The sequence below is a fragment of the Ardenticatena maritima genome (genome assembly GCF_001306175.1).
Taxonomy (GTDB): domain Bacteria; phylum Chloroflexota; class Anaerolineae; order Ardenticatenales; family Ardenticatenaceae; genus Ardenticatena; species Ardenticatena maritima.
The window spans coordinates 883,032-901,208 of sequence record NZ_LGKN01000003.1; the positions used below are offsets into that span (position 1 = coordinate 883,032).

Annotated in this window: 15 protein-coding genes and 1 CRISPR repeat array; of the genes, 2 read left to right on the forward strand and 13 right to left on the reverse strand. The window is 55.1% G+C overall.

The window, feature by feature from the left end:
- Window positions 1-53: 53 nt before the first annotated feature.
- The gene (locus SE16_RS03885) at window positions 54-1,076 is read right to left on the reverse strand and encodes a molybdopterin-binding protein (RefSeq protein WP_054493200.1); all 1,023 of its coding nucleotides are present in this window, start codon (window positions 1,074-1,076) and stop codon (window positions 54-56) included.
- An 80-nt stretch (window positions 1,077-1,156) separates the two neighbouring features.
- On the opposite strand from SE16_RS03885, the gene SE16_RS03890 reads away from it, so the two are divergent.
- Window positions 1,157-2,206 (forward strand): histone deacetylase family protein, encoded by a 1,050-nt coding sequence (locus SE16_RS03890; RefSeq protein ID WP_082374277.1) that lies wholly within the window; start codon window positions 1,157-1,159, stop codon window positions 2,204-2,206.
- Here SE16_RS03890 and SE16_RS03895 read toward each other — a convergent pair.
- From SE16_RS03895 to SE16_RS03920, 5 genes are all read right to left on the reverse strand, one after another.
- Window positions 2,181-3,350 (reverse strand): MGDG synthase family glycosyltransferase, encoded by a 1,170-nt coding sequence (locus SE16_RS03895; RefSeq protein ID WP_054493199.1) that lies wholly within the window; start codon window positions 3,348-3,350, stop codon window positions 2,181-2,183. The two genes, SE16_RS03890 and SE16_RS03895, sit on opposite strands and share 26 nt — an antisense overlap.
- Complete coding sequence (locus SE16_RS03900) at window positions 3,350-4,768, reverse strand: MFS transporter (RefSeq protein WP_054493198.1); 1,419 nt, start codon at window positions 4,766-4,768, stop codon at window positions 3,350-3,352. The genes SE16_RS03895 and SE16_RS03900 overlap by 1 nt, the downstream gene beginning before the upstream one ends.
- Window positions 4,765-4,983: a DUF951 domain-containing protein gene (locus SE16_RS03905; RefSeq protein ID WP_054493197.1), complete on the reverse strand. Its 219-nt coding sequence runs from the start codon at window positions 4,981-4,983 to the stop codon at window positions 4,765-4,767. The genes SE16_RS03900 and SE16_RS03905 overlap by 4 nt, the downstream gene beginning before the upstream one ends.
- Window positions 4,984-5,161: 178 nt before the next feature.
- Window positions 5,162-5,857 carry a prolipoprotein diacylglyceryl transferase gene (locus SE16_RS03910; protein WP_152918129.1) on the reverse strand — a complete coding sequence of 232 codons (696 nt, stop codon included), beginning with the start codon at window positions 5,855-5,857 and terminating at the stop codon, window positions 5,162-5,164.
- A 494-nt stretch (window positions 5,858-6,351) separates the two neighbouring features.
- Window positions 6,352-7,074, reverse strand: coding sequence for a hypothetical protein (locus tag SE16_RS03920; RefSeq protein ID WP_054494195.1), 723 nt, complete (start codon window positions 7,072-7,074; stop codon window positions 6,352-6,354).
- Window positions 7,075-7,242: 168 nt separating this feature from the next.
- Window positions 7,243-9,808: a CRISPR direct-repeat array (repeat unit 30 nt; unit sequence GTTTCAATCCCTCATAGGTAGGCTAAAAAC).
- A gap of 230 nt (window positions 9,809-10,038) precedes the next feature.
- On the opposite strand from SE16_RS03920, the gene cas2 reads away from it, so the two are divergent.
- Window positions 10,039-10,302, forward strand: a complete 264-nt coding sequence (cas2, locus tag SE16_RS03925; RefSeq protein WP_054494196.1) for a CRISPR-associated endonuclease Cas2 — start codon at window positions 10,039-10,041, stop codon at window positions 10,300-10,302.
- Window positions 10,303-10,313: 11 nt separating this feature from the next.
- On the opposite strand, the gene cas1b is transcribed toward cas2, so the two are convergent.
- The 7 genes from cas1b to SE16_RS03955 form a co-directional block, all read right to left on the reverse strand.
- Window positions 10,314-11,306 (reverse strand): type I-B CRISPR-associated endonuclease Cas1b, encoded by a 993-nt coding sequence (cas1b, locus tag SE16_RS03930; RefSeq protein WP_054494197.1) that lies wholly within the window; start codon window positions 11,304-11,306, stop codon window positions 10,314-10,316.
- Between the two features lies 1 nt (window position 11,307).
- Complete coding sequence (gene cas4, locus SE16_RS03935; protein WP_054494198.1) at window positions 11,308-11,820, reverse strand: CRISPR-associated protein Cas4; 513 nt, start codon at window positions 11,818-11,820, stop codon at window positions 11,308-11,310.
- Between the two features lie 46 nt (window positions 11,821-11,866).
- On the reverse strand, window positions 11,867-12,115 hold the full coding sequence (locus SE16_RS16330) for a DUF6429 family protein (protein ID WP_201782261.1): 249 nt from the start codon (window positions 12,113-12,115) through the stop codon (window positions 11,867-11,869).
- 156 nt (window positions 12,116-12,271) lie between these two features.
- Entirely contained in the window at window positions 12,272-14,773 is a 2,502-nt protein-coding gene (locus SE16_RS03940; RefSeq protein WP_054494199.1) for a CRISPR-associated helicase/endonuclease Cas3, read from the reverse strand.
- Window positions 14,734-15,510 (reverse strand): type I-B CRISPR-associated protein Cas5b, encoded by a 777-nt coding sequence (gene cas5b, locus SE16_RS03945; protein WP_054494200.1) that lies wholly within the window; start codon window positions 15,508-15,510, stop codon window positions 14,734-14,736. Before cas5b ends, SE16_RS03940 begins: the two co-directional genes overlap by 40 nt.
- Window positions 15,507-16,427, reverse strand: coding sequence for a type I-B CRISPR-associated protein Cas7/Csh2 (gene cas7b / locus SE16_RS03950; RefSeq protein ID WP_054494201.1), 921 nt, complete (start codon window positions 16,425-16,427; stop codon window positions 15,507-15,509). Before cas7b ends, cas5b begins: the two co-directional genes overlap by 4 nt.
- Window positions 16,424-18,169, reverse strand: coding sequence for a TIGR02556 family CRISPR-associated protein (locus tag SE16_RS03955; protein ID WP_054494202.1), 1,746 nt, complete (start codon window positions 18,167-18,169; stop codon window positions 16,424-16,426). Before SE16_RS03955 ends, cas7b begins: the two co-directional genes overlap by 4 nt.
- Window positions 18,170-18,177 lie beyond the last annotated feature (8 nt).

Genomic DNA, 18,177 nt, shown 5'->3' on the forward strand with positions numbered 1-18,177 from the left:
AAAAAGCGCGGCGCACCTGAACATGCGCCGCGTGTGTATTTCGCTTTTTGAATTTATGACAAATTCGACTCCGCTTTTGCCACCGAGCGCCGCTCTTCACGCAACAGGCCGCCCATTGCCAGCGCAGCCGCCTCGCGCGGTCCCAACCGTTCGCCGATGAACAAGCGTGGTAGCACCAAATCCACCACATTGCGCGAAAGGCTCTTGGCGCATCCCGGCGCACACACAATCGGCTTGCTGTGCCAGTACGCCAGCGCCAGCAAGTTGCCAGGCTCGACCGGCGCGCCGTGTACCGCCACCTCTGCCCCCACAGCACGCAACGCACGCAATGCCACATCGTCCCAATCCATGATGCTGGTTTGCCCGGCAAGCACAAGCGCATCGTGCGTCGCCAGCAACGCCCCCGCCGCTTCAGCGATAGCCTCTTCGGTGTGCGGCACACAAACGACCGTCGCCAGGTCGCTTCCCAACTGTTGCACGCGCGTTCTGGTCGGCGGTTCAAATTGGCGCTGCAAGCGGGCATGCGCTGCGGGGTCGCCGCTGATGAGCAATGCCACGCGCCAGTGAGGCAAGGGGTGTACATCGAGAATACGCGGCGTGGCACGCGCCAGCCGTTCGGCCGCTTCCAGCAAATCGTTCGGAATCGCGTAGGGGATAATTTTCAAAGTCGCAATCTGCTGTCTGCCACGTTCGGGCGCGACTACGGCGTAATTGGGGAGCGTCGCCAGGGTGATGCCATAGATGGCGTTGAGCGCCAACAATCGCGCGGGCTCGATACGCAGCACCCCGAGCACCCGCGTTTGCAGATTGATGCGCCCGCCCACGCCGCGCGTCATGGTAATGGTGGGCGTTGCCAGCGCAGCCGCCAGACGCTCAGCGGCTGCATCTTCGTGAACATCATCAGGAGCGAGCACGGCGACTTCCACCGTTTCGATACCCAACGCATGCAAGCGGTCGGCATGCTCAGGCGTCAGCCGCGTGCCTTTCTTGATGGCTTTGCGCCCCTCGGCGTCCACCACGCTATGCATCAAAATATGCCCAACAGCCTCGTTGGGAGAGAGCCGCTCGATATGCATGATTTTGCTCCACAATCAAATGGGGTGTAGAAATAGCCTAGTCCGATGGTGTGGGGATGTCAAAGAAAAGGAGATGCGCCATGTACCCCGTCTCTGTCTGGTATGACGACCTTTTTTTGGCGCACGCCGCGCCGCACCACCCGGAACGCCCGGAACGCCTGCAAACCATTCGCCGCCACCTGGAACAGGTGGGCTTGGCGCCCCATCTTCACTGGCGGAAGCCCCCCGACGCGACCCACGAGCATATCGCCGCCGTTCATAGCCAGCGCCACATCATGCAGGTGGAACAAGCCGCCCTGCGCGCTGCAGCCATGCAACGCCTGGTCTATCTCGACCCCGACACGTATGTCAACGCTGCTTCATTCGACGCCGCATGCCGTGCGGCAGGCGCTGCGTGTGCCGCTGTGGAAGCGGTGGCAACGGGCGAAACAAAACGCGCGATGGCGCTTGTACGCCCCCCTGGTCATCACGCCACCCGCGACCAAGCGATGGGCTTTTGCCTTTTCAACAACATTGCTATCGCCGCTCGCCATGCGCAGCGTCATGGGCTGGCGCGCATTTTCATTCTCGATTGGGACGTGCATCATGGCAACGGCACGCAAGAGATTTTCTACACCGACCCCACTGTCTTTTTCTTCTCGGTGCACCAATACCCCTTCTACCCCGGCACCGGGCATTGGCGCGAGCAAGGCGCTGACGCGGGGAAAGGCTTTACGCTGAATGTGCCCTTGCCGGCGGGTATGGGGGATGCAGGCTACATGCTGGTATGGGAGCGCCTGCTTGCCCCAGCGCTCCACACATTCCAGCCCGATTTGATTCTGGTTTCAGCCGGCTACGATGCGCATATCACCGACCCGCTTGGCGGCATGCGCATTACAACAGCGGGGTTTGCCTGGCTCGCACAGGAAACGATGCGCTACGCGGAGGCATTGGGCGCGCCGGTTGTGGCACTGTTAGAAGGGGGATACAACCCGCCGGCGCTCGCCGAAAGCGTGGAAATGACGATACGCGCCATGCGCGGCGAGGCGTTGGACGCCATTCTCGCCACGCTGGACGCCACACCCACCCCAGATGAAGCGGCAATTATTGAAGAATTGGTGCGCCTCATACAGCCGCCGCCGACGGCGTAGGCGCAGGTCTATCTCCCAGAAGATCAAGCAGTCCACGGGCAATCGTCAGCGCCGCGTCAGGTTGCGCCATGCGGCGTGCATGTGCCGCCATGGCTTCATAGCGCGGCGTTGGACGCCCGGCCGTATCAAACAACTGATGCAACGCTGCGATGATATCAGATGGCTTGGGCGTGTAGAACGCCGCGCCGCCATCCACCACCCAGGAGACATTCCCCGCTTCTTGACCGGGTATGTACTCGCCAATGAGCAATGGTCGCCCCGCCGTCAGCGCCTCGGCAATCGTGCCAGGCCCCGCTTTGGTAATCAACACGTCCGCCGCCGCCATGCGGGTTGGAATATCCCGCACAAAGCCACACACGACCGTGGGAAGCGGCCATTCTTGCGCGGACAAACGACGGTAAAGCCGTTTGTTGCGCCCACACACCACCATCAGGCTGAGCGGCAAACCACTTTGCGCCACCGCTTCCGCCTGCGCTCGCAGAGGTCCTGTGCCTTCACCCCCACCCATGATGAGCACAAGCGGACGGTCGGGGGGAAGCCCAAACGCCCGTTTCAAGTCTGCTGGATGGCCTTGCGGTTCACCAAAACGGGGGTGAATAGGCTGCCCGGCTACCGTAATCCGCGACGCCGGTACGCCATATCGGCGTGCACGCGCAGCAACATCCTGGCTGGGCACGTAGTAGGCGGTGGCGTCCGGGCAAAACCAAAAGGGGTGCGCCACCGACAAATCAGTCACCACGACGACAAACGGCGTCTGCGGCGCCACACGGCGCAACACGCGCGCCACAGCCGTTGTCGCCAAGCCGTGTACGCTGACGACAATATCGGGGCGTTCTTCGCGGAAAATCCGCGCCAGCCCCGCCCCATACACTTTCTCGATATACGTTGTCCCTATCCACCGCACCGGGCGCGGATAGGTTGCATAAAATGACAGCCCCCACAGCCAGGGCGCATAATTCACCACAGGCCCATACATGTCGCCGGCGCGATTGAACGGTGCGCGCGCGGTCTCTTTCATAAAATCAACAATGCGGCACGCCACCGCACCCGGCTCAGCCACCTGTTCCAAAGCGGCTACCAGCGCCTCAGCGGCTGCACGATGCCCGCCGCCGGTATCGGCTATCAAAAATAACACTCGCTTCATTATAACTCCCGCTTCGCCTCTTGCTTCACTTCTGTTTCCCAACCTACATCAGCGCTCGTTGCGCCTGTGGCGTGTGGTGGAAGCGCACCATCACGCCCGAAACCGGCTATGCCCGTCGGCACAAAGTGGTAGCGGTGCGCCAGCGCCACCGTGATGGTGGCTACCACGAGCACGAGAATGCCCACCAGAACCGCAACCGTGGGAATACCAAAGTGGTCTGCTAGCCAACCAGCCAGCAACATCGGCGGCATGCCCACAATGTTCGCCGCCATAAACTGCGCTGCAAACACCCGCCCGCGCATGTGAGGCGTTGTGCGTTCTTGCAACATGGTTTGGGACGGAATGCCCACCATGGCAAAGCCGCCACCCAACACAAAGGAAATCGCACTCGTCATCAAAATCACCAGACGCTGCGCTGCCTGCGCTTGCCAGCCGGCTAGCCCCAACGCCCCCAGCGCCACGCCAATCAGCACCAACCCCGTGTTGGAAAGTGTTTCGCGCCGCCAACGCCCCCCGTAGCGCCCAATCAGCACTGTACCAAGGAACAACCCAGCGCCTGCGGGAGCAAAAATGTAGACCGCGTCTTCCTGGTTCACATGGAGAACACGCGCAGCAAATCCCGGCGCGAGCAGCGCCATAATCATGATGGTGAGCGCTGTCAGCGTAAGGTTGATGAGCGGCACCCACAAAACGGGGAGACGCCGAATGTACGCCCAGCCCTCGCGGAAATCGCGCACGGTTTTGCGCCAAGAGGCGGTTCCGCCCACCAGGCGCGGCGGCTGGTCGGGTGGGATGGTGGTCAAAAGCCAGGTTGCAATGGCGTACATCAGCGCAATGACTAAAAAGGCCAGTTTGAGCCCGCCATCAACGCCGAATAATGCTTGCCCCACTTTGATGACAAGGGGGAAGACGACCAACAAGCCAAAAATTTGGGTGGCGATGAGTGTGATATTGAAGAGCGAATTGGCGAGCAACAACGCGCGTTTGGGCACATGTTGCGGAATAACCGCCGCCAATGCCGGACCAAAAAACTGTCCCAATGCTGAGGAGCAGAAGGTGATGAGGTATATCCAGAGCAAAAGTGAACGCCCATGCAAAAAGGTCAACGCAAAGACATAACTCAACGCCGTCAGGATACGCAGCGCGTTGCTCCATATCATGATGCGCTTGCGCGAAAAACGATCAACCACAATGCCGGAAAGCGCACTGAAAATGACGGCGGGGATGGTAAACGCCAGAATCATGATGCCGACGTGGCTACTTGAATGCGTCAGGCGGTCAATCATGACCACCTGCACAAAGTGGATGCCGTTCTTCGCTGTTTGCGAGAGCGTTTGGCTCATCCACAGTGTGCGGAATGTACGCAAACGCAGCAAATCGCGGTACGATTGTGGGGCGTCTTGTTCCTCGTGCGTCACGATACGCCCCCAGTCGCTGTTTCATCCTGCGAGGGAAGCACGCGCTTGACGCGCTTGTTGAACACATCGCGCGGAATGAGCACACGGCGACCACAGGTTTCGCAGACCATGCCGATATCGGCGCCCACGCGCACAATGCGCCACGTGCGCCCGCCACACGGATGCGGTTTTCGCATTTCGACACGGTCGTCCAGGTGCACCTGCACTGTCCGCATACCTCCCTCCTCCTCACGAGAACGGCGCGAATTATACCAAACGTGAAGTGTCTGCCAATTGCGCATGGTTTTCAAGTGAAGAGGAAGCAACCAAAAGCGGGGAAAGTGGTTTGAGGGGGTGGGGGTATGTTCTGGAAGCAAACGCGCCAGGCGGTGCAAAAGGCGAGCAGGCGATCAATCAATGGCGTTGAAGCCGCCAACGCCAAACAGCCAGCATAAGCAAGCCTGCGCCTGCTTCGACCACACCTATCACCTGTTCCACACGCCACATGCCAATCCAAACACCCGCATCGCCACGCACAAATCCCAGCAGGGCGTGCTGAGCGCCGAACGCCACAAGCCATACCCAGGCAGCAAACCCTGAATGCCTCTGCACACGCCAAATACCGACGAGCAAAAGCGCCACAATCGCGTACCACGCACTTGCCACCAGCGCCAAGGGGAACCGCGCACTTTCGATACCCGCTGCGTCAGGCAGTAGCATGCCGCCACGCCACAGGCTTCCATACACCACCGGGTGGAGCAACATACCCAACCAGCCAACCGCCAATGCCACCGACGCACCGCTTGCCAGCGCATCGGCGATTTTCCACCTATCACGCCCTGGCGCTGCGAACCACCATGCCACCAGCGCACCTATGAGTGCACCATGCGCACTTCCCATCATCCAATCGGGGCGTAGAAATGCTCGCCACTCACCGCCGGCGCCCAGCACAGCCCCCAAACGCGCGCCCACCGCCATGCCAACAAGGACTCCCGCGAACAGGCGAGAGAGGTATCGCGCAGAGAGACCTGCTTGGAGCGCCATGCCGCCAGCGACCAATCCCCCAGCCCCCAATGCCCCCAAGAGAAGCCAAACATAGGCTGTATTCACGCTGTCTCTCCCCCTCCACACATTCATTACATTCACTGCATGATGGCACATGGTACAACGCTTGGTGCTAGGGGCAAGCGTGAAGTGGGTTGGGCTGGGTATCTGGTGAGGGTAAACAAGAAGAGGCATAAGAGTGTTTGATGGGTTTCAATCCCTCATAGGTAGGCTAAAAACGCAAGACTGCTCACCGTTGTAGGCGGCCTCGAACACGACAAGGGCGTCCGTCCCGTACCCGCGGAGAGACGGGTACCGGTACCGGACTTCCAGCGCCCAGGGTTGCCCCGGCGCTGGAAACAGGTCGTTGCGCCACAGGCGCGTGTTCTCGCGCTTTGTGATGTCACTGTCAACTAAAACTGTATCGCCTGTGCAATCTACTGATTGTATTCTCTCGACCGCCCAACCAGCGGTACACGCCCCACCATTGAAAGTTTCAAACTGGTAAGGGGTGTATACTGGTCCTTGCGCCATCGCTACATTACTGTGGAAAACAAGGATTAGGGCGAAGACCGTCGTAATGTAATAGTGGATATGTCGCATCCCCATCGTATCTCCTGATCAACCCTCGCGTCCCAATCCAGTTCATTGTGGAACCGGAAGACAAGCCGCATGCGTCCGTCGCTGTCAACAATATCTTTTTTCAGATTATTGATCTCGTAAGTGTACTGATAGGTTACTGAGTCATCAGGACCCAATTGGAATTGCTGAAGAGGTGTATTTTCAAATTTATCCCAGTGGTATTTGACAGCATCTACTTGCCCCTCCACATCCCGAAGGGAGCCAGCCCATGTCCCCTTGTGGATAGAGAGCGTTGCTTGTTCAGGGTACATCGCGGCAAACCAGACGGAATTACAAGTGATTGCCATTGAGTCAGGTTGCCAAGAAAGGTCGGGGAGACTTACCTCTAAAAACGAGCGGTAAAATTCATAAAGAGGATCTGGGAAGTAGAACATCTCAATGCCAGCAAAGCCAGTGTCCGTTGCCCAAGGGATATTATAGTTATGGAATGGTGGATTTATTGCTTCTTCTTTTGTACGCCCCTCTTGATAGTGACTTCCTGCAATGGCATCATCCCCTGATATGATGTACTCCAACGGTTGAGGCGCTGCGATCAGCGGAAGATACAACGTCTTCCCCGCACCCCCGCCCGCCAAGGCGCCTCGTGTAAGGACGAAGGCGCATCCCAATACAAAAATTGCGAACAAGATACGACGTTTCACAGAGAGCCTCCTTTGTTATGGGTTGGTAATAAACGGGACAAACACATGGAAGATTGTATCATTGCACCATTTTACACAAATCCGCCCGCGCATGAGCGTCTCCGTGTCAACATACCCATACTCACGCCCCTGCGCCGGCGGTGCTAGGTGTTGGTGGTAGAGAGAGACGTTTCAATCCCTCATAGGTAGGCTAAAAACGTTCCTCACGCTAGCGTCCCTCCAGCATTTCGACTGGTTAGTTTCAATCCCTCATAGGTAGGCTAAAAACAAGAATTTTCGCCACGAAGAAACAGAGCCGGCTGGGGTTTCAATCCCTCATAGGTAGGCTAAAAACGTCCCTCCTCATTCAGTTTTCACCATCGGAGCCAGAGTTTCAATCCCTCATAGGTAGGCTAAAAACTTTACAACCTCGATGCTCGACCGCGGCGTGTGTGGTGTTTCAATCCCTCATAGGTAGGCTAAAAACCCGGCCGCGCGGCCGGCGTGCGTGTGGTGTTGGGCGCGGTTTCAATCCCTCATAGGTAGGCTAAAAACGAAAATGTCAAGGAGAAGAAAGCGCGGAACGAAAAGTTTCAATCCCTCATAGGTAGGCTAAAAACGCGAGGGAAACCTTCCCTGCTGCGCGCGCGATACGCGCGGGTTTCAATCCCTCATAGGTAGGCTAAAAACGCCCATTTTGTCCACCGTCAGCACTTCGCTCAGCCCGTTTCAATCCCTCATAGGTAGGCTAAAAACCATTCACCATTGTGGCTGGTGCCACGGCGTATTTGGTTTCAATCCCTCATAGGTAGGCTAAAAACGTGAACCATTGTAGTGAATTCGGCTTCATTTTCACGGGTTTCAATCCCTCATAGGTAGGCTAAAAACGCGATACGTCGGCGACCAACCAGCGCCATTCCTCATAGTTTCAATCCCTCATAGGTAGGCTAAAAACCGTCGCGACGCGCATGGCTTGTCTTTGTGCTGTCAGGGTTTCAATCCCTCATAGGTAGGCTAAAAACGCCACCCTTTTCCAACTCGCGCGCCCATTCGGCGGGCGACGTTTCAATCCCTCATAGGTAGGCTAAAAACGTGGAAGCAAGCGCCAAAAGAGGGCTTTTACGCGCCTGTTTCAATCCCTCATAGGTAGGCTAAAAACCCCCACAATCCCTTGAAGCCACGGCATCACGTCAACACGTTTCAATCCCTCATAGGTAGGCTAAAAACTCAAACTATCCGTTGGACGGCGCGAGTGTTCCGATTTGTTTCAATCCCTCATAGGTAGGCTAAAAACGTTGGTCGAATACGTGCCACCTTTTGCCGCGTGGTAGTTTCAATCCCTCATAGGTAGGCTAAAAACGGTCATACAGGTCGTTGAGACGCTGCCGTATGAGCGGTTTCAATCCCTCATAGGTAGGCTAAAAACCATGCTCGAAGACGGTCTCGACGAATTTGATTCCGACGTTTCAATCCCTCATAGGTAGGCTAAAAACAATGCATAAGCGCGTCAATGAACATGTTTTGGTCGAGGTTTCAATCCCTCATAGGTAGGCTAAAAACATGATGCTATTGTCGCCCTTGCTGAGGCGTATCGGGTTTCAATCCCTCATAGGTAGGCTAAAAACTTCAACGCTGACGGCCACAATGCGCGTTGCAACGCATGTTTCAATCCCTCATAGGTAGGCTAAAAACTTTCCTCAACGTTCTTGCGGTATCGCCACCATCAGGTTATGTTTCAATCCCTCATAGGTAGGCTAAAAACCACGCGCCACTACTGTAATCGTGTATGTTTTGCTCGTTTCAATCCCTCATAGGTAGGCTAAAAACAAACTCATTTGCTGACACCATGTTGGGGTTCTCGAGTTTCAATCCCTCATAGGTAGGCTAAAAACTTTTCCTCTCGATTGACCACCCATTTTACCTTTTCGTTTCAATCCCTCATAGGTAGGCTAAAAACGGTTGATTTTGTGGCTTCGCAATCCTTTTTGGCTCTTGAGTTTCAATCCCTCATAGGTAGGCTAAAAACACAATTACCAGGAGCAAAGCCGGAAACCAAAGCCAGTTTCAATCCCTCATAGGTAGGCTAAAAACATGAGTAGGATACTTACTAAGCCAAGAGACAGGAGGTTTCAATCCCTCATAGGTAGGCTAAAAACCGTTTGTATCGCACCTCAACGGCGCTGCTTGTGGTGTTTCAATCCCTCATAGGTAGGCTAAAAACGCACACGCCGCACCTCGCGCGCCCAAAGTGAAGCAAGTTTCAATCCCTCATAGGTAGGCTAAAAACCCGTTCGCAGCCCGCCGATTGCTAGCGAAACCAGCCCGTTTCAATCCCTCATAGGTAGGCTAAAAACTGCGCCCAGCCTCAGCAATGCCGATTGTTTGTCCTTGTTTCAATCCCTCATAGGTAGGCTAAAAACCAGCGCCACCTGGACGCGGCGCACGCGCATCCCGTCTTGTTTCAATCCCTCATAGGTAGGCTAAAAACCCGATCCGGTGGAAGATGATGTCCCAGTATGTCTTGTTTCAATCCCTCATAGGTAGGCTAAAAACATACACCTCTCCCCAACCGCTCCATTGTTCCTGTTGCGTTTCAATCCCTCATAGGTAGGCTAAAAACTTTCCAATCTTCAAACAGATGTGGTCGTGGAGGTGTCGTTTCAATCCCTCATAGGTAGGCTAAAAACGCCGTCCACTCCACGCCATCCCATTGCCCTGTTTGCCCGTTTCAATCCCTCATAGGTAGGCTAAAAACCAAAATTTGCGTAGATTTGACATGCCGCTCGAGAGGCAAAATACTTGAGAAAAATGTTTTTGTCAAATAAATTTGCATTCCAAAGCCTTTTTTCTACACTCTTCATGTCGTCTATCTCATAGGCTTCAAGCACTATTTCACTTCGACGACATCCCTGTATCCAACCAACTCCGTGAAAATGTCTCCAATCTATCCTTTAGCGACTTCGACCATAAGGGGGAAAGCCAAAAATGTATGTGATCATGGTTTATGATGTCAACGTCCAACGTGTCTCAAAAGTGCTTCACATTGGCCGACGATATTTAACGTGGGTGCAAAACTCCGTTATGGAAGGCTCGCTCACCAATGCGCAATTCAAACGCCTGAAATCTGAAATCCGACAGGTGATTGAGGAAGATGAAGATAGCGTGCTCTTTTATACAATACGCTCTCCCAAAGATGTTCGCCGAGAGGAGATCGGCATTGCCAAAGGCACTCCTTCCAATTTTGTGTAATCCTCTCATTTTCACCAACGCAAATGAAACGGGGTGTATGGCTTTTCACCCATCAAATGTTTCTCGATTTTATACAACTCCAATCGAATGGCGCGACGATAAGAAACATTCCGTCTAAGCCCTCTATGTCGAAATGTGCTTGCCAATCGCTTTTCCCACGCTTCTAAAAAAACACGTCGTCCCCGATCATTGAGATACAAACCCTCTAACTCTTCACTAAAATCCCGACTTTGAATTTGCTTCTTTGCCACAAGGCTAAAAATAACACGATCAACAAGAGCAGGTTTAAAAATTTCAGCCACATCTAAGTTTAAAGAAAAACGGCGAAAGTTTGTTGCATGCAAAAAGCCAATACGTGGGTCCAGATGCGTATGATAAATCTCGGAAAGTACGGCTGTGTAGAGAAGAGAATTGCCAAAAGAAATCAATGCATTGATGCGATTGCGCGGAGGACGGCGAGAACGTTGCTCAAAGGCAAAATCAGGATCGTCCAAAATAATGTCAAACGCGCTATAGTAGGCTTCGCGTGCCTGCCCCTCTGCTTGCATCAAGGCAGCAATATCATGGAGGTCATCAAGGCGTGAACGGTGGCTTTCAATAGATGATTCTACATTTTCCAGCGGCTTTCCTCGGTTTCGATAGTAACGAACAACCTTGTAAAGATTGAACAAAGCCCCATCTACAAATCGCCGCGCTAAATCGAGGCGCTTGCACTCATCCAAATAATACTCAGCCTGGCGCAGAATCATATAGCCAGAGTTGTAATGTTCCCGCGGATAGTAAGTACCGATATAATACCCATGGTAATTGTAAAAATGGACCGGAATACGTTGCTGTGTAAGAAAACTGAGTAAACGCTTGTTGAGGTCTATTTCGCCGAAGACATGGATTTCATCCACCTGTTCCACGGGGAAGAATCGTTTACCTTCATCAGTTTCCAGCACCAATGTGTTCTGCTGGCGTCGCAAGCGCCCACTGGAAAGCACATACAAGCGCTGCCCCATGTCAATCCTCCTCGTCACTCCAACAAAACTCACGATACGCACAAGCACGGCAGTAGCGAATGCGTTTCGCCGCAGGTGGCAGAGGCTGTTCCAAGATGGTCTCCACACGCGCCAAGACCTCCGCCAGACGTGCCTCAGCATCAACATCCAGCACCACGCGCTCGCGGCGACGTTCTTCGGGAAAGCGCAATTCCCCTTCGGCCTCCACGCCCATCTCGCGCAGCCGCCAAAGGTAAAAGAGCATCTGCATACGTGTAGCCTCCACAAAGCGAGATGAGGCTTTGATTTCACCCACTACAAGCCGAGTACCCCGACGCTCAACAACATCCAAACGCATTCCCGAGAGACTGATTTCGCGCTTGCGACTGCGCGGATAACTCATTTCACCCAAAAAACGCCCCCACTCTAGCCGCGCATCATCACGATCCGGCTCAATTTCATGGGCCATAAGCCAGACTTCGCGCTCACAAATCATGGCATACCAAATGAGGGTGCCGGTGATGCGGTCGGACATCAAATACCCTCCTCAACAGCCGTCTATCCAAGAAAACGTGGAACAGTTAGCGGCGCTTTTTCTTTTTGGAGCGAGCAGATTCTTCAAGTTCTTTTATTTTTGCGGATCGTTCTTCTTCAGGTACACCGTATAAGTGGGCTTGGAGACAGTCGGCGGCGGGCATCTCCGCTTCTGGCCGAGCAAAGAGACGGCGGCACGCCTCACGAGCTTGGTGCAATCCCTCCGGTGTGAAAGCGACACTTTTCGCCCGGGAGCGCGGGTCACTGATGTACCCCTGCTCATACAGACGGTCCATGGCTCCCAAGGCAGGCTCTTCCATGCCCGGCAATACGCCAGCGGCGGCCTGCCATCGTACCACAAATTCAGGTAAAGCAACGCGAGCACGACTTCGGCCACTTTTTCTTCATCGTACCAAGGTTGTTGGTCGGATATAGGACACCTCCAAGCATATCTACAGAAACACACCGCCGGCTTCCTGTTCCCGCTTGAAGCCAGTTACGGAATCGTAGTAGACATCCCTCACATCCTGTTGAACCACGTAAATGCGTAAGTCGTCGTCCCAGTGGGGCGCGGTTTCGGGCTTGAGGGCCACGCTGACAACATACTGGTAAAAGCAAGGCTTGATACGGGCGAAGCGCTCCCGCGCCTTCCACACATCATGGTCGCGGCGCAGGGCACGAAGGATGGCTTTGGCTTCGTTCCACACGGCTACCGCCCGCTCGTCCACCTGCACGAAGACATCCCACTTGTAGGGTTGTTGCTCAATCAGACAGAACTGGCTGAGATACGCCCCCGGTGCCTCTTTAGCCTTAAGCACGCAGGCTTTGTCTTTCTCGCCGTCAAAGCGCAACGTGCACACGGCCTCCCACAGGGCGTCGGCTACATCCCATGGAATACCTGTTTCCCACACATCCAGGAAGTAATCCCGCAGTAGGTCAAGAAACTCCGGCTCCCGCAGATGGGTATGCCCCTCCAGATGAGTTTGCGTACGGGCCAACAGTACAGGGTCGTAAATCCGGTGCGCGTAGGAGCAATCTTTGTCGTCTATCCAGTGCACTATGTGAAATTGCCCCCGTCGGCCTGCACGCAGGTTACGGTTACATCGCCCCGCGGCCTGCACCAGCGAATCCAAGGGAGCCAAGTCTCGATAGATGACATCAAAGTCCACATCCACTCCGGCTTCCAAAAGTTGCGTGGAGACCGCAAAGCGGTAGCGCCCGGCTTTGAGAGCGCGGATACGCTCCAGGCGTTCCTTAGGCGTCACGCCGGTGGAAAGAAAAGCGACATCCTCGTCTAAAGCATCTTCCAACAAGCTGTGTAATTCCTGAGCCGCGGCGATGGAGTTGACCATGAAGAGGTAGGACTTCCCTCGCTCGGGCACGAAATCGGCCACGAAATCTTCTAGAGTCCGGCGTTCCAGATGAATATGCACATCCAGTCGGTCCAGAACCGAAAAATAAGCGTGAGGATTGGGCACCAATTCGTGAGCATCTTCCAACAAATAGGGTTGGGTCGCGGTCATGAGGATGACATACGCCCCGAGACGTTCTGCGGCCTCGGTCAACAGATTACGCACCAAAGGCCAATACACCGCGGGCAAAGCCTGCACCTCGTCCAGGAGCAGGATAGCATGGTGCAATTTGTTCACCCGCCGCGCCGCAGCGTTGCGCCAGGCCAACAAAGTGTTGAAAAGCTGCACAAAGGTTGTCACCACGATTTCAGAGTGCCAGCCCTCAGTAAGAAGCCGGGAGGCCGCATAGTCCAATTCGCGCACGGCTTCTTCGATTTTATCTGCATCCTTGTTTTGCACCCGATACTGCACATCGGCCAAGTGGTGATGCTTGATAAGCAGGCGATTTTCCACCAGGCCTTTGCCGCGATCTTCCGGGTCGCAGGGGTCGGGAGAAGACGCGGAAGGTGCTTCCCCTTCTGTGAGCCCCAAAGCCACAGCCAGCACCTGCTCCAGAATGTCTGCGTTTTGGTCAATAATAGAAAGGAAAGGCAACGCGTAGATGATACGAGGCGCCTGTCCAGTTTTTTCGCGCACCAAGTCGCGCAATTTCAAAGCCGTAGCCATACCAGTCAGTGTCTTGCCCATCCCCGTGGGCAAAGTTATGGTGTACAGATGATGGTCTGGGGAACGGAGTCCGGCCAGCACTTCACGGTACGCCTGCTCCCGCATTGCGTTGAGCCCCTCCACCGAAGGCGGACCGAAAACCCGCGCCTTGTAGCAATCTACTGCATCCGAAGGTACATCCCCCCGTGAGGGCAGGTACCCTTTAGCCCCGGCTTCTAACTTATCTGCGTCCAACAATGCAGAGAAGCCGGTCAGGAAAGCCCAATAGCCCTCCGCGTCCTGGGTTTCCCTCTTCCAACCACGCCACCGTCTTCGCCAGGTGCGGAAAAGGGTTGAGGCTTCATCCCCGAGCCAAGATTGGAATGCTTCGGGGGAAAAGGTCAGGACAGCCTGGATCTCCTCAGGCAGGTCTAGCGCGGCCAGATAGGCATTGGTCTTGTCCGCAGGAATAGCCTGGATTTGGGCTTCCAGCACTTCCCGCTCAGCTTCGTCGGGAGGGTGCAGTTCGTCAGCTACGTTCTTCAGACTTGTGTGGTGGCGCAGGACGGCCAGGTAGGCGAAAAGGAGCGGGAGCCAATGGCCCTCGGCTTCCTCGCCCAACCACGCGGTGGCGCGGTGCAGGAAGAACAGGGCCGAAAGCCGCGCGTGTCGGGTAAAGGCGTCCTTGCGCCGCTCCCCCTGCAAAGCCTCCTGGAAAAACATTGTTGCCTTGCCAAAGTCGTGCAGGGCGACGGCCATTTCCAGCAGGCTGCGCCGGCGCGCATCTTGCCACCACGCCGGCGCAGCTTCGTTCAGTAAGGCACGGGCCAGAGCCAGCACCCGGTTGCTGTGGTCTTCTAACGGGATGCCGGGATGCGAGTAGAGGCCGGAGGCCATAGGTACACCACCTCCTCACTGTCCAATTGATACACGGGCTCTTTCACCGTGACTCGAACCGGCCGACCACCCATGTCCAGCACTACATCCTGGTAGAGCAAGGGCGTGCGGTCTGGGGCTAAGTAGATGGCTACCCGTTCCTTGGCGAGTTTGATGCCGGGGTGCAGGGCTTCTTGCAAGCCATGTTCAGCATCCAAGACCTCTGCAGGAAAGACCGTACTCAGGTCGTAGGTTCCCGGTGGAAGTTGTCGAGCGGTATATGTACCCACGTAGGCAAAATCGGCCAGCAACTCCGAAAGGCCCAGAGAAACGGTATAGTGGGTGCGGTGCTCCTGAAGCAAGGCTGCCAATTCATCCAGGAGTACGGCGTCACCACCCACATAGAGGCGGAAACGAGGCGCTTTCAGATACTCGTACTTGACCTGGGTGCGCAACGTCTTGTTCTGATCGCCCTTGCGATCTCGAAAAAGGGTTGGATCGAACTTGTCTCCACTTCCTTTAGTGAAAATCAGGTTCTGCCCCCAGCGCACCCGCTTGACCGCTGCGAGCACCCGCACGCCGACGGCTAGGTCTGCGGTAGCCACCAGATACTCATCCTTGTCCAAGCCCAAGATAGCCCCCACAATCCCCCGCACCGCAGTGGGTGGGGGAAAGGAGTAGGTCAGCGGCGAGGAGGTGGTGAAGAAGCGGCGAAAGTGACCGTAATCGCCCCAGAGGTCAAAGACAACTACTTTCATGTTTCATCACTCCACGGGAAGGGTTCTACCGGAATTTCGGCGAACACGGCCTCCACAGCCGGCGCCACGCGCACCCGGTCACTTACCAGCACCCGTACTTTCTCAATCTTGTCCTTGTACTTGGCCACCTTCTCGGCCAGTCCGCTCAAGTCCAGCACACCTTCGCTGATATCGCGGATGGCTTCATCAGCCTTTTCACTGCGGAAGGCTACTAATTTATTCAATTCGCCTATATGCGTCAGAGCGTCGGGCTTGTAGACGATATCCACCAGCAACCGCGGCTCATGGCCAAACTTGGAGCGGGTAATGACATCAGTCCCGGCCTTATGCCCTACCCACAGCGCTTTGAACATGGCGTCAAGGTCATCCTCGGTGAGGTGTGTCGCCTCGGCGGCTTTTTCATTGGCCACACCGTAGAAAGCGAGAAGGGAATAAGGTACCACATAGACCTCGGTGAAAGTGCCCTGACGCTTGTCCGCGGCTGAGGGCATAATACTGGTCCCCTTGATAAGTTCCACCTTCACCCGGTGCAGAGAGGTCCCGAACTTGAACTGTACCGGCCCGGTCAAGGAGAACGCGTTTTGGTCATCGCCCTTGATGGCAAAGGTGCCACCGAACAGGCGAATATCAACGCATCGCTCCAGCACCTTCTTGGGGTCGTTGTCGTAATACGCCATGATATCTTCTTTGGTCTTGCGGTTGCCATCCTCGGTACGTTCCTCCCGCAAGAAAACCTCGTGGCCTAACTCCATCAGGGTATCTCGCACGGTACGCTTGAGCCGCACATCAGTGACAATGTTGATGCCTGTTTCTTCATCAACGCGGGGCTTATTCTCGTCCATGGGATCGCCGTTGGGATTGGCCCACGAGACATCGTACAAGAACAGGATTTCGTGTCGATTCTGGAGTGTATTCATGCTTCAACCTCCTCCTTTTTGGTGTAAATAAATTGAGCAACTTTAGGGAACAGTCCCATACCCAGGGCAAAGTAGAAGTTCAGTTCGTCTACACTCATCCTCCAAGGGGATGGGGACTGGGCAAAGTAAGCCGAAGCCTTTTGAAAGAGCATATCCTCGCCCCCACGGAACCGGTCGTATTCCTGCAACTTGTTGCGCACTTTGGGCAAGAGCCCCTTCAAGTCCGTCTCAGTCATTTTGAGACTTTTGAGAGACTTCCAGAAAGGCGCGTTGCCCCGCTCTTGGCTTTGTACCCGCAACAAGCGCTCCGTGAGCGCACCCAAGAGGAACAAGCCCTTCTTGAGGTCGCTGTCCAGCGCAGGCAGGCTATTCAGGAAGTCTTCTAATGTGGTAGGATTTTGGTCCGACATAAGCACCTCCTTTTGGGTAGTTAATTGTACGAACAACAGCGCAGCCAAGGCATCCAGGATAGTCCAACGATACAGCCCCTGGTCGCGGCGGTCGGGTGTGACCACATCATGGCGAATTTGAAGCATAAGGAAGGGAATGAGGTAGCGAGTCGACACCGGCGCGACGCGGAAGGTACGATCCACCAGGTCATAGAAATGGCGCAGTAGGTCGGGGTTTCGTTTATTAGGGTCAGCTTTAGAGAAGAAACGATACAGGATAGTATAGGTAAAGTCATACTCCCGCCACGTGCCATCTTCTCTGGGAAGGCGCAGGATGCGGTCCACCGTGCTCTTGGCCTGTAACAAAGCCCGCAGTCGTGAGGGATACACATCTTGAACATATAGGTCAATTGCTTCGCGGCTCTGCTGACGACTCATAAAGAGGAAGTGGAAGGTCATCACATCCCGTTCCTGGCTGAGCAGGTCCAAGATGTCTTCCTCGTCCGCAGTAATACGCCTGACCTCCTGACGGCTCAGAGTGTGCAAACGCTGCTGGCGTTGCTCGCGGTCTTCGATGAGGATGTCCATTACATCCCGACGTACAGCCTCCGCGCCAAAGATGAAATCCGGAATGAGCAAATAGCGAATGCTCGGAGCAAAGGCGAAGGTTAAATTCGCTTCTACATGCTGGCGACCCCGCTGAATGAGATCGCGACAGTCGTAGCAGAGAGGAAAGGCCTTGTAAGCCAAGGTTTTGTCGAAGCCCCCCACCACATAGCCAGGCTTATCAATGGTGTAGAATTTGAAGGGCGAAATGTCGCCGCTGACCTCCTTCTCTTCACCACATATCGCACATGTACCCAATGCCACACTCTCGCGCCCTTCTTCTCGGAATTTGGCCAGCAGGGCTTGGCGGATATCCTCCCGCTCCCCCATCCATTGCCCGTCAATGCGCACGGTGAGAAGCACGCGCTCTCGCTTACGAAGACCCTCAATGACCTGAGCGATATGATCGGCCATGACAGGCCAGAGAGCCTCGTTCGTCAATTCCAAATCGGGCAGGCTGGGATTCAGGTCGCGCAGTTTTCGGTACGCATTGCGCGCATTCTTCAGGCTTTTCTGGATAGAAGTGCGATTGAGAAGCAAAGTGGGCGTGAGCGTGGGCGGATTGCTGCCTTTGGCATTTTTATACAAGTAACGAGGCAAGTCCTGCTCGTTAAAGGGATAGATCTTGGCCTCCAGATATCGACCTTGTGCATCAAACTCTAGGGCAACCACTTGATCTGCCTTCACAGGATCGTATACCAGTGGTCCACCCAAAATGACACCAAGAACCCGCAAAGCACGAAGCATCATGACCT